At 46.0% G+C, this 13,754-nt stretch carries 6 protein-coding genes; 1 reads left to right on the forward strand and 5 read right to left on the reverse strand.

Features of this window, described 5'->3' with window-relative positions:
• Window positions 1–21: 21 nt before the first annotated feature.
• The 5 genes from BLR32_RS16330 to BLR32_RS16350 form a co-directional block, all read right to left on the reverse strand.
• Window positions 22–1,266, reverse strand: coding sequence for a glycoside hydrolase (locus BLR32_RS16330; protein WP_143011491.1), 1,245 nt, complete (start codon window positions 1,264–1,266; stop codon window positions 22–24).
• A gap of 191 nt (window positions 1,267–1,457) precedes the next feature.
• Window positions 1,458–3,035, reverse strand: coding sequence for a glycoside hydrolase family 43 protein (locus tag BLR32_RS16335; RefSeq protein WP_089833612.1), 1,578 nt, complete (start codon window positions 3,033–3,035; stop codon window positions 1,458–1,460).
• A gap of 48 nt (window positions 3,036–3,083) precedes the next feature.
• A complete protein-coding gene (locus BLR32_RS16340) occupies window positions 3,084–4,868 on the reverse strand; it encodes a RagB/SusD family nutrient uptake outer membrane protein (protein WP_089833614.1) in 1,785 nt (594 codons plus the stop codon).
• A gap of 20 nt (window positions 4,869–4,888) precedes the next feature.
• Window positions 4,889–8,059 carry a SusC/RagA family TonB-linked outer membrane protein gene (locus BLR32_RS16345; protein WP_089833616.1) on the reverse strand — a complete coding sequence of 1,057 codons (3,171 nt, stop codon included), beginning with the start codon at window positions 8,057–8,059 and terminating at the stop codon, window positions 4,889–4,891.
• Window positions 8,060–8,387: 328 nt separating this feature from the next.
• Window positions 8,388–12,461 carry a hybrid sensor histidine kinase/response regulator transcription factor gene (locus BLR32_RS16350; protein ID WP_089833618.1) on the reverse strand — a complete coding sequence of 1,358 codons (4,074 nt, stop codon included), beginning with the start codon at window positions 12,459–12,461 and terminating at the stop codon, window positions 8,388–8,390.
• Window positions 12,462–12,815: 354 nt separating this feature from the next.
• On the opposite strand from BLR32_RS16350, the gene BLR32_RS16355 reads away from it, so the two are divergent.
• The gene (locus tag BLR32_RS16355) at window positions 12,816–13,685 is read left to right on the forward strand and encodes a helix-turn-helix domain-containing protein (RefSeq protein ID WP_089833620.1); all 870 of its coding nucleotides are present in this window, start codon (window positions 12,816–12,818) and stop codon (window positions 13,683–13,685) included.
• The last annotated feature ends 69 nt before the right edge of the window (window positions 13,686–13,754 follow it).

Here is a 13,754-nt window from a genome sequence, read left to right on the forward strand (position 1 = left end):
GAATGTGGTTAAAAATAGCTATCAGTTTGAGACCAGGGTAGTGATACTGGAAGCAGGCAGGTTGATTCCAAAGGCATTATTTGATATACTAAAGCTGCTTGCCGCCAGATTGGATGAACTGGTAGTTACATAACGATTGAAGCTGTTGACCGTTACCCCGCTGATGGTAAATGGCTGATAAGTAATGGCAGCATTTGTATTAATGGCAACGACGACAATTTTTGATCCGCTTTTATAAGCAGTAGTATAAACACCGGTTGATGGATTTGCTGAGCAGGCAATTTTAGTATACCCGGGACGAACGTATCTTGCAAAGTGTGCGATAACATAACCTACTTTAGTGATATTGCTGCTTTCATCTATCGGTCCGTAAAAACGGCGGATATACCACCACACATAAGCGGCCCATCCTGCCGTCATACAGTCGTGGATCTCTTTAGCTGCATTCATTGCGTTTGGCCAGTCATTACCACTGATGGAAGAATTGGTATAGTGCTCAGTCATCCATACTGACTTACCAATGTTGCCTAAGTTATAAGGTGTTTTACCATAAATATGTCCGCTTACAAAAAGGGTTTTCGATTTTGCTGTAGCATTGCTCAGGTAAGTATTAATGAAAGTCTGGTCCATATTAAATGGCTCGGGGCTCATGATCGGAGCGCCGCAATTGTCGCCCTGGGCGGCTACGAAATTGGCTATCTCTGTCGCTGATGCATGCATCCATTCAGATGCCAGGTAATTGGGTTCATTCCATGGCGACAATGCATATACTCCACCTACGGCTTGTGTATATGCTCTTAGATGCGCGGCATAGTCGGCCCATGCACTGGCTCTCAGATAAAGTCTATCCATCATAGATGAAGGTGCGTTCCAGGCAGTGGCAATTACTTTCGCGCCATAACTTTTGGCCGCATCGATAGTGGCTTTTTCAGCCGCGAACTGGCTACTGTTAGGAGGAACCATCACACGCAGAATACTCATGCCGATGCCACTGCTGGTTGAGAAGGCTTTTGTTCGCTGGTCTGCTGTCAGGTCGCCTATCCAGATTGGAACGCTCATACCTCCAAAACCCTGGATGGTTTGTTGCACGGTATTAGCGTCAATTGTAGCAGTTGCCAATATGCCAACATCGGCTGCGCTTCCCGCATTATTTAGTTCTTTGCTATCAGGTGTAATGTCTTCCAAATGCCTGGTACAGGAAGACATGATTAAACAGAGGGAAAGAAATGGCATTGCCAGGTGTTTGAGAGAAAGCGTTGTTTTCATAGTTAATACTGTTAAGTAATAGAATAGGTTTTTATAAATGGCTGATGATTCCGCATCAGCAAAATGTAAGCGGCGCATAGCACGCTAAATCGGAGGGTTTTCTTTCATGGTTTTTATTTTGAGGGTTTATAAAATTAAAACGTGGATCATCCGGGTGACTATCGCTCCAGGAGTTTGAGCAGTGTATCAGGTTATTTGTTGTTGGATATCTTATTGGTGATATGAAAGAAATCAAAATCGGCATATCCACCTGACTGCCTGGTGGCGTAGTTAAATAAACCGAAGCGATATCCCATAAAGTGTGGTATCGTGTAAGACATCTGCAGCATGGCGCCTATCTGCTTCCAGGATTTCCCGTCAAGGCTATAGTAAAAATAGCCTTTATCAGATCCGTTCCGAAAGTCACAATCCACTTTAAGGTATACGCGCTTTTGATTTAGGGAGATGCGTTCCTGTTCCACAGGCAATCCCGATTCAGCGCTCACCATTACAACTGACCGGGCGTCTGCCGTTACCTTCACACCAACCCATCCGTATTTTTTCTGCAACAGTATTAATCCAGCGCAATCACCGTTTTTCATTCCCGACACGTCGACGGCTGTCACACTAGAACATACCGGTCCGAAAGTCCGTTGTGTAAGCGTATTGCGGGCAAGCATGACAGTCGTATCCACACGGCCGGTGGTGAGCCTCAGGTATCCCGGTCGTTGCGTCAGTGACCAATTGCTGTTGTCGGGATTGTGATTCCATTGCCATATAAGCGGCAGTGGACGAGCACCAGGTTTCCGGGAGAATTCATCAGAAGCGACGATTCCCGGGTCATAACTTTTGCCTGCCGGCAGATCCAATGTGTCAGGAACCTGGTTATCTATGCCGGGTATGGGCCATCCGTTATCCCATGTAACAGGAACCAGATAGGGTATTCTGCCTACTGCACCAAAATCCCTGAACAGGTACGCATACCATTTTCCGGTGGGCGTACTGACCAATCCGCCCTGGGCCACTCCCTTATCCTGCAGGGCAAGACGCCCTTCATACGGTCCTGTAATTTTATCTGCACGGTGGATGATTACAGTGCGCATTCCTCCTTTTGGCCAGCAGATGTTAAAGAGATAATACTTCCCGTTGACCTTGAACAGCTGCGAGCCCTCTGCCGGAAGTCCGATGTCCGGACCGGCCGGGGAACTTGCGTTTTCTATGATCACTTTACTTTCTGCACCCGGCTTTAGACCTGACAGGTCTTCATTCAGCTCAGCCAGCATGATCCTGCCGCTACCGTAAACCATGTATGCCCGGCCGTCATCATCAAAAAACAGAGAATGGTCATGTAAGGAAGGTCTGAAAGAAACAGCTTTCCATGGTCCCATTTCGATATTCCTGGTAGAATAGATGTATGTCTTACCTGTGGTGCCAGCAAAAGTGCTTACATAAAAGACGCCCTTATGATAACGGAGACTACTGGCCCAGGAACCCCTTCCGTATGTACTCTTCCCGTTGTTCAGATTCAACTCGTCAACATCATCGAGGGTATTGTACGCATAACTGACAATCTTCCAGTTCACAAGATCTGTTGATTTCATAATTGGAACACCGGGGCTCATGTGCATTGTCGTACTGCTCATATAATAGGCGTTTCCTACCCGTATCATGGACATGTCCGGCACATCGGCATAAATAACAGGATTTCTGGCTTGTTGAGCCCGAAGGCCCTGCGTGGTAAGACCAATCGTCAGGGCCATCAGGCAATGAGTTACAAATTTATTTTTCATGATAAGGTTTGATGGCAATTGCATATTGCTTTTACTATTTGAATCCGGTTAGTTCGCATACCATGGGTTCTGCGGAAAGGCCGGTCCTTCAGTGACCAGGTCTATCTGTTGTTGCGGTATAGGCCTCAACATATGTTCCTGTACGATATTGGCTGCTGCTTCATCATTGTATTGTTTAACCCTGGCAACAAGTGTTTTCGTACGGGAAAGGTCGTACCACCGGTTACATTCGCCATACAGCTCTCTTGTCCGCTCGTCGAGAATAAAGTCCAGCGTTACCTGGGCTGCCGTAATGGTTTGAGCCGCTACTGCTGCGGTATACTGTTCCGGTGTTTGCCCCGGTTTTAGTGCGGCCCTTATTCTCAATACATTTAACATATCGGCGGCTTGCTGTAATGTACCGCCTCCTTTCAGGGCTGCTTCAGCCGCGATCAGGTACACTTCCGAAAAGCGGAAGAGGATGTAAGGTCTGTCGGAGTAATCGTTCATATCAGCTCTGGTAGAATCATCCCATTTACGTAAAGAGGGATAAAGCAGGCTGGTATAAGGCACAGTTACGCCGGCCAGATAATCAGGCTCAAAGATAATGCCCTTGAAAGCAGCCCTTTCGGCAGGCGTTACCATTCTATCTGCCATCCAGATGGCTGTATCAACGCCGTTGACAAGTGTGCCCCGTGGTGTAGCTGCGCCGGCAGTACCTTTGGCAGAACCAGGTACACTATTGGATAGCCAGATAGTCTGAAAAGTGCCATCATAGCGTGAGTCAGTAGCCCTGTTAGCAAAAGCGACATTCAGCACATACCGCATATTAGGCCTTATTCTTTGCCAGGGGCGACCGTTCTGCACATCTCTTACACAAACGTAGGCGCCTCCGGCATTTGGATAGTTGGCATTGACGGTAGGATAGTTCGGCCGGAAAAAGAAATTCGATTTATTTTCTTTCAGGTTGGAAGCGCCTGTACCTGTCTGTGAATTCTCACCAAATTTCAGGTCTTTACTATGATCAACAACCATGAGGGTTTCACGTCCATATTCATTACCTTCCAGGAAGCCCTGAGCAAAAACAGGCCAGAGATCCAGGCCATATACGCCTTTATTGTCGATAATGCTTTTAGCTGTATTAAAGGCATCAGTGAAATCAGTCGGCTTTGCTGCAGCTGACCATCCCCGCCACAAATAGGTTTTCGCCAACAAATAAAGGGCTGTGGCCTTATATGCGGGTTTACCCAGTCCGGGAGCCGGTTGGTCAGGCAACACGGCTGCGGCATCCTGCAGGTCCTTTATGATCGCATCGTAAACTTCGGCAATGGGGGACCTTGCATCTGCGGTCGTTGCGTCGGTATTAAAAGTGAGATGCAAAGGAACATCACCAAAAGTTGTGACCAGGTAGAAATAACAAAATGCCCGGAGGAATTTAGCCTGTGCAAGCAGATGCGCTTTTTTACCTGCATCCATAGCAGCATCCGGTCCAAATTGAAGAATGCCGTTGGCGGTGTTAATGTCTATATACATAGAATTCCAGAAGCCGCTGTAATCATTGGTGTTGCTCTTCATCAGCGTTGAGTAGGTGAAGTTATGCTGAACATCTGCAGCACCGCCTCTGATCATTTCATCGGTTCCACCATTGAACAGTTGTGTAAAGATCTGTGTGCCCCAATGACCTCGGAAGGAGGAATATATGCCGGCCACACCTCCGTCCAGACCTTCCGGTGTTCTGAAATAAGCGGGATCGATCGTCGCCCGTGGCTGCTCTTCGAGCACTTTCTTACAAGACGCTCCCGTGAATAGTAATGCAATCATCAACAGCCACGATATTTTTATTTTCAGTTTCATATTGAGCTAAGTTTCAGGAATTAGAATTTAACGTTAACACCAAACATATACTGCCTTGTCGGAGGCACTCCCATACCTACTGTGATGGCTCTGCCGGTTACAGGTGTTCCGCCAGCTGTAGAACCGACTGCATTGCCATTGCCGTTACCTTCGGGATCAATTCCCAGCCCGTCATGTACGAGCGGCGCCCAGAGAATAAACGGATTCTGTGCAGCCAGGTAAAGACGCATCGAACTAATGCCAATCTTGTTAGTGATCTTCGAAGGCAGGTTGTATCCCAGGTTGATAGATCTTATCTTAATAAATGAGCCATCGCGGTAAGACAGGGTTGATGTATATTGTAAGGCATCCCTGCTTGCATCGGGCTGAGGAAAATCGTTGGTGGGATTATCAGGCGTCCAGTAATTCACCTTATATTGATTGACGCGGCTGTTCATAAAGAATGGATAACCTGCAGCACCACCATCGGCAGTCAGATAAGTAACAACCACTGTTTGCCCGATACGCCCAAACGTCACAATATTCAGATCAAAATTTTTATAGGCAAAACGGTTACTGAATCCAAATACAAAGTCGGGCTGGAAGTTGCCGATCACCTGGCGGTCTTCAGCGCCAATTGTTCCATTACCATTCACGTCCTGTATCTTGATATCGCCTGGAGCGGCCCCGTATTTGCCTGCATCTTCTTTTTCACCAAGCTGCCATATACCGACCTTTTTTACGTCATAAATTACGGTCAGTGGCTGACCTACATACCAGCCATTGCCAACATCCTGTGTTAGCCCTGGTTGAAGCGCTACGATCTTTTCCCTGGCCATGGAGAAGTTCAGGTCCGTATTCCAGGTAAACCCGTCACGGCTTTTCACATTCAGGCTGCTGAGTGTTATTTCCAGGCCATGACCAGCCGTTTTCCCCTGGTTAACAAGCACAGAGTTTGCCCCTCTGCTTCGGGGTAACTCCTTGCTCAGCAATATGTCCCTGGTGTTGACATTATAGTACTCTATGGCGCCGCTCAAGCGGTTATTAAAGAATCCGAAATCCACTCCTATGTTGTATCCCCTGGTAGATTCCCATGTGAGTTTGGGATTAGGAAGTGTGTTGACTAAGTAACCTGATACAAAGTTCACATTCGGGGATGTGCCGGGACCATAGTTGTAGAAGTTGGAAGAGAGGCTTCCGATCGTTGTATAAGGCGCAATGGTTTGATTGGAACTTATGCCCCATCCAACTCTCAGTTTGAGATTATCTACCCAGTTTACTTTGCGCATGAAACTTTCGTTGCTGAGGTTCCATCCAATGGACAAGGCCGGATAAGTAAACCATTGATTGCCGGGAGCCAGTACAGATGCACCGTCTGTCCTGACTGTGGCTGTTAACATATACCTGTCATCATAGGAATAAAAGACACGACCCATATAAGACAACAAGCCCCGGTCAGTATAGCCGGAGGCATTGGCTGTCAGCGAATTGGCCAGCTGAAAATTGTAGTCCTGGACATAGTCAACCGGAACGCCCTGTCCATTGAATTGCTGGCTCTGATTAAAGTTTTTTACTACCTCATGCAACGCTATTGCCTGTATCTTATGTTTTTCTGCAAAAGTCTTTTCGTAGGTCAGTGAGTTGTCTACAGTGTAGCTCCAGGTTTCATCGTTCGATTGGCTCAGGGTGGCGCCGGCAGTAGTAGTGTTTGTATTAAAAACGGTTCCGGGCCCGGTGTAGTTATTGTTCATGGTCTGTATCCAGTCAAGCGCCAGGCTGGACTTGAATTTCAATCCCTTAATGATCTCGAGCTCCCCATACACATTCGTCAATGTCCTGAACCGGCGTGTACGGGCTTTGATCTTGTCGTTATTACCAATAGAAGTGAGTGGACTTATTTGTTGCGCATCATTGGATTGCTGTATGGCAGGCTGAAAGTTGATGCTTCCGTCGGCATTATAAGGAAGATATAGCGGACTTAACCTGGTAGCCGCACCATAGGCATTTGTGTTAATACGATTGGCCCAACTCATCGTATTGGTAGTTGTAAATCCGACTTTTATACGTTTACTCATCTTATGATCGATGGCGATATGCATTGAACCGCGGTCAAAGCGTTGGTCTGGTATGACGCCTGTTTCGCGAAAAACGCCGAACCCGAAACTATAGAGAGTTGTTTCGTTACCACCGGCAACGCTGATGTTATGGTCAGTACGGATAGCCGTTGTCAATAGAAGCTTTTGCCAGTCTGTATTAACGCCATTGGCAAGGTTTTCCTGTTCAATCGGTGTAAGTGCGTTGGGATGGGGATTATTGGGATTGGGCTGCCCCTGTTTTGCAGCTTCCTTGAAGGCGGCATATTCCTGTCCGTTAAAAAGATCGTAGGTACCCATTGCCTGGGAAATGCCCACGTAACCGTCATAGCTGGTGACGGGTTTACCCGTTCTGCCTCTTTTGGTGGTTATGATAATGACTCCACCTGATCCGCGTGACCCATATATGGCAGTAGCAGATGCGTCTTTCAGCACATCGATGGTGGCAATATCATTGGGGTTGATATCATTGATGCTACCGCCTGAAAGAGGAATACCATCTACCACCAGTAAAGGACCATTCTGGGCGTTATTAGAACTTGAGCTGGAGGCAAGGGAACGGTTCCCCCTGATCCTGATCTCGCCACCGGTGCCTATGCTGGAGCCGTTGTTTACAATGTCAATGCCGGCAGCTCTACCCTGTAGCTGGTTATAGATATTCGGTGCGCCTACTTCTCTTAACGTTTCTCCCTTTACAGAAACCGTAGCTCCTGTCACATCCTTCTTTTTTGCGGTACCATAGCCTATCACTACTACCTGTTCCAGGTCACTGACTGCCGATTTTAGTGTCACATTAACAGTTGTTTGCCGGTTAACGGCCATTTCCCGAGGTACGAATCCGACAGAAGAAATCACCAGAATGGCGGAAGGAGAGGTGGTAAGTCTGAAGAAACCTTCATTGTCGCTGTGTACACCGGTTTTGGAGCCTTTTACCGTAATGCTTGCGCCGGGAATAGCTGTCCCATCGTCTCCCGTAATGCGCCCGGTAATAGAGATGTTTTGTGCGCTGGCATAGGATAGCGCTAGAAAAATAAATAGAAAAGTGAGCATCATTCTCCCTAATTGGAATTTAGAGAAGGTCGACGCTTCGGATAAGCTGTGCGTAACCGAAAATTTCATAATCGTGGTTTTATTTTTTCTTTAGTACTACGTAGGAGCTAGGTCCTAATCATTCAGGCTAATGTAATTGCACTACTGGGGGAGTCATGGCTGATTTGTAAAAATGAATAGCACAAATGTTTAAACGCGTATATTTTGGAAAGGAGGTGTCAGGAATGATGTGATAAAAAACAAGTAATAAATAAGGAATGCGTTATATATCAATAGTTGTAACGACTTGTTTTTCCGGGCGATCAGAAAAATAAATGGGTTTGATTCCAATATCATCCAAGCAGAAAGGAATTCTCTGTAAAAGCGGGTAGGAGAGATGGCTAAAGAAGGATGTATGTTAATTGATAGGCCGTTTTTTCAAAAGCTGGTATTCTGAAGGTAACAGGTTGAATTTTGCTTTGAATGCCCGGGCAAAATAATTGGGTGTGGAAAATCCGACGGCGTATCCGATCTGGGCAATTTTCATGTCGCTGTTTTCTAAAAGGCTCGCTGCTTTATTCAATTTAATAGAGCGGATAAATTCTACCGGTGTTTCGCCTGTCAATTGTACTATTTTATTGTACAACGAAGCCCGGCTCATAAAAAGGTGTTTACTTAAATCTTCCACCGTTAAATTATCGCTGTTGATGTTGTCCTCAATATATTGTGTAACCCTCATCAGGAATTTTTCGTCCTCCGATTCCACTTCGGTGGCAGGTATCACTACCTTTAACTGGCGGGTGTAGGTGTCTTTGAGGTTTTTATTCAGGAGTAAGAGGTTGCTGATCTTAACATTTAAGATGTCAAAATTAAACGGTTTGGTCAGGTAATCGCTGGCGCCTGTTTTCAGGCCTCTTAACTGGGAGGCGTCGCCCGTGAGGGCAGTTAACAGAATGATCGGGATGTGGCTGGTCCGTTTGTCCGATTTAATTTTCTGGCATAGTTGTATACCATCCATATACGGCATGCTGATGTCGCTTACAATTACCTGTGGATGAGCCGAAAGTACTTTTTGCCATCCTTCTTTTCCATCTGAGGCTTCTACGATTTTATAGAAAGGTTTTAGATTATCCTTGAGATAGTATCGGAAATCCTCGTTGTCTTCGATCAGCAGCACTGTTAATTTTTCAGCGGCGGGAACGGATAACTGTTGCGTCGGCGCCGTTTCAGCAGGGAACTCGCCGGAATCGAGGTGGCCATCTGAACTCACTACCATCTGGTCCACGCCTGCAACCGGTTCCTGTACCGGCTCCAGGGGCAACTTGACGGTGAAAGTACTTCCTTTACCGGGTATGCTCTCAACATCAATGGTGCCATTGTGCAATTTCACAAATTCCAGCGCAATAGAAAGACCGATACCGCTACCCTGATTTAATATGCCGGGATGGACCTCTCCCTGGAAAAAGCGTGTGAATATTCTCTCTCTAATGTCCGGCGTCATGCCAACACCGGTGTCAGTGACCATGATCCTAAGGCCGCAGGCAGGATCGTGGTCAATATTAAGTGATATCTGGCCGCCTTTCGGCGTGAATTTAAAAGCGTTCGATAAAAGATTAAACAGTATCCGTTCAATCTTGTCCCGGTCAAAGCAGGTATGAAAGCTGCCTGGTGCACTTGTAAAGGAAAAACTGATATGTTTGCGATCGGAGATATCTTTGAATAATTCGACTACTTCTCCTATAAAAGATACGATGTCGCCGGCTGTCAGATTCAGTTTTAACTCCTGCTCCTCGAGCTTGCGGAAATCCAGCAGCTGATTTACCATGTTTAAAAGCCTCCTGGCATTCCGTTTTATAAGAATCAGCTGTTTTAATTTTGGCTGGCACTCTTCCTCCAGTAGTAGCTTTTCAATGGGGCCAACGATCAGTGATACCGGTGTCCGGAATTCGTGGCTTAAATTGGTGAGATACTTGATTTTGACCTGCTCAAATTCGCGTTGTCGCTCGGCCTCTTTCCTTTCCAGTTCCATGGCTTGCCTTATCTGAAGGCGCTCCTGCTCAAGGGCAAATTTGTTCCTGAGTTTGCGGATAGCGCGTTGCCGCAGCGCCCATAGGGTAAAGCCGGCGGCGATCAGATAAAAAATATAGGCATACATAGTAAGCCAGAGGGGTGGCCTTACATATACATGGATGACCGCCTGCTCCGTTGTCCATGACCCATCGTCGCTGCTGGCTTTTACCCGGAATACATATTCGCCCGGCGGCAAATTGGAAAATACTGCTGTCCGGGAAGTGCCCACATCGTTCCACGTCTTATCAAAGCCCTCCAGCATATAAGAATACCGGCTCTCCTGGGGTGCCGTATAATTGAGGGTTGTAAAGTCAATGGAGAAGTTTTGTTTGTAGTCCAGCCTGATCTCCTTCGCCACCGAAATATGTTCTTTGATAACAGATTTATTGCCCGGTATTACTGAACTGCTGGAAATCCTCAGGTCGCTGAGCACGATCTTCGGTACATTTCTGTTATAATTCAATAACTTGGGATTGAAATAGTTAAATCCATCCAGGCCTCCAAAGAACAGTTCTCCTTGGCTGGTTTTCAGGCCTGCCCCAAGACAGAATGTACTTCGTTGCAGACCATTATATGGAAAATAGTTTTTGAATCTGCTGGTCGCGGGGTCAAAACTGCTGATTCCCTTGTTGGTGCTAACCCACACTTTTCCCGCATCATCTTCCAGTATTTTATAGATGACTGCATTGGATATACCTTCCTGCTCGGTATACTGAACAAATTTTCCGGTTTTGCCGTCAAACAGGCACAGTCCTTCACCAGATGTACCGACCCAGATCCGTTCATTCTTACCAGCACAAATGGCCTGCATATCGTTAGTGGGTAAGTTGCTGTTCTCCCGATTAAATACCCTTATTTTATCGAGGGATGGATCAATCATTATTATTCCGGATCCCACTGCACCAATCCAGATATTACCGGATTCATCTTCCTCTATGGTCCGGATAAAGCCGCGGCCGAGGGCATTGGTGTTATATGGACGTCCCTGGTCTTTATCAAACCGGCGAAACTGACCTGATACAGGATCGTAGATGTTCACACCGTTCCCATTGGTGCCAATCCAGATATTTCCTTTGCTATCCTTTTTAAGACAAAAAACATCATTGCCGGAAATATCTTTGGGTCCGTCACCTTTCATGTAATGCCTGACCCTACCCGTTTGCATATTAAGTACATACAGACCTTGCATGAAAGTCCCGATCCAGAGTTCTCCGTCCAGGCGTTCCAGCGCAAGTACTGCCGGCGGTTTACCGCCGCCATAGAACAGTGGATGATCAAATAAACCGGTACTTCTGTGATATAAATTAATACCACCACCGTCTGTTCCTACATAGATATCTCCATTTCCATCCTCTGAAAAAGAAGTTACGACAGGAGCGGTCAATCCCATCGGATCAAAGGGATCGCTCTCCCGCAGATTGAAGAACGCAAGGTTTTTATCGTATTTGCTGACGCCCCCCTGGTAAGTCCCGACCCAGTAAATACCATTCTTGTCCATGAAGATGCTTCGCACCGACTTGCCGTGCAAACTATACCTGTTCCTGGCATCATGCTCTACTCTGCGCGATGTCTTCTTTTGCAGATCGAATATGTTCAGTCCCTCCTCTGTACCAACCCATAGACTGTTAGGGTTTTCCGGCGTTATTGTCCAGATCCGGTTGCTACTCAGCGTTTGCTTATCTGTTTTGCTATGTGTGTAAGTACGGAAGCCTTTCCCGTTGGGTAATAACATACTTAAACCACCATCTTCGCTGCCAATCCATAAATTACCGTTATGATCTTCTGTTATTGCCTTTATGGAATTGTCCGGGAGCGACAAGGAGTCCGTGGGATCGTGCCCGAAATACTTAAAATCGTTCGTGCTCCTCTGGTAAAGGTACAATCCTGAATTCCCGCCTATCCATACCCTGTGCCTGCTATCTTCGAATACGCAGGTAATGACATTAGATACAAGCTGGCCGGCCTTGCCAACGCCGGCATAATACCGGGTTGTTTTCCCGGTTTGCGGATCCAGGGTAAATAAGCCAACATAGCTTCCAATCCACAGCTTGCCAGAATGATCACGGAAGATTGTACGTGCAGTATTACCTAAAGTGAGCTTGTAATTAATAAAGCAATCCCTTTTGCGGTTGTAAAGAGATAGAGTGGTATTTGTTCCCACCCATAGATTGCCAGACCGGTCTTCGTGCATTGCAAGTATTGAATTGGCTCCAATACTCATTGTATCGCTTTGTTTATGCCTGTAAACGGAGAAGTTAACGCCGTCAAATTTGTTAAGACCATCGTCCGTACCAAACCACATATATCCGTACTTATCTTTCAGTATGGCGGTGACGGTATTGGAAGACAGTCCATTTTCACTGCTGAAATTAACAAAGTTAAGATCACTCTGCTGCGAAAAAGCCACCTGTGACCATAGCATTAGATAAAAAATATAAAGAATATATTTCACAACAACATGGAATTATCAGATTTATATAGCTACGAACCGTTCTTAAAAATAGCAGAATAAATCAGAACTTTAATTGTTTTATTGACAATTTATAAATTTTTACTGCGGTACAACGTGATACCATATAAAGCAGCCAGCAAGTATTGGTTACACCTGCTCATGTTTTAATTTGCTGTTAGAATAGGCGTCTGTTGATGATTCCGGCCAATCTTTAAAAAATAGCCGGCATAGTTTATCCACCTTTGGAAAGTTGATTACTTTTGAGGTAGGATCTGCCTGGCATGCGTGTTCCATTGAATACGCAGCCTGATTAAATTCACGAAGATGAGTGATATCAAAACATTTTCACTTTCAAGGCATAGCTGGCTTTTCTCTGTACCTGACAGTAACAAGGATTACCTGTTCGTAAAAGAGGGTGAGCCCTATTATGATGAACCCTACCGGGCAGAAAGCTATGCTATAGTCCTCGTCAGAGAAGGTGGTCTAAGGTTAAATACCGCCCTCGCCTCCTGGGATGTGGATGCACCATCAATTATAACCCTGGGGCCTTCGGTGATCAGATATTTCACCAAGCGTATGGAATCCCTGAAAATGGACGTTATTTTTTTCAAGGATACTTTTTTACTTGAGCAACATGCGGACGTGTTTTTTCTTTCCAGGTATGATTTTTTTGAAAACAATGATCGTAATGTCCTCCCTTTGCAAGAATCTTGCTTCTATAAATTCAGCAAAATATTCGAGTTACTTAGCTTAGCACAGGATACCACCAGTTTTCAACAAGGGCCGATCGTCCGCAGCTACGTCTTTGCATTGATTTATGAGATTGATGCATACTACAGGCAGTATGCTTCCAGCACACCACCGCCGGCGGAGGCAGAGCCATTGTTCACAAAATTCAAACGCCTGCTTAGCCACAACTACCTGCAGGAACATAAACTCGATTTCTACGCAGCCCAACTTCACTTAACACCCAAATCGCTGTCGGCAGCTATTAAAAAACAAACCGGCAGGTCCGCGGGTAAATGGATCGACGACACGATTGTGCTGGAAGCAAAAGTGTTGTTACAAAATAAAACGCTTACTGTATCGCAGATCAGCGCCATGCTTAACTTTTCCGAACAATCTGTGTTTGGAAAGTTTTTCCGGGCAAATACAGGTATGTCTCCCATTCAATACCGCGCCAGGTTCAGATAATTCAAGTTTTTCTCCCGGTACTTAGAGGTTTAGACGAATTCCCCACATTTTTCCGTGCCTGCTTAGGCC

The sequence above is a fragment of the Chitinophaga filiformis genome, from assembly GCF_900102545.1.
GTDB classification, from domain to species: Bacteria; Bacteroidota; Bacteroidia; order Chitinophagales; family Chitinophagaceae; genus Chitinophaga; species Chitinophaga filiformis.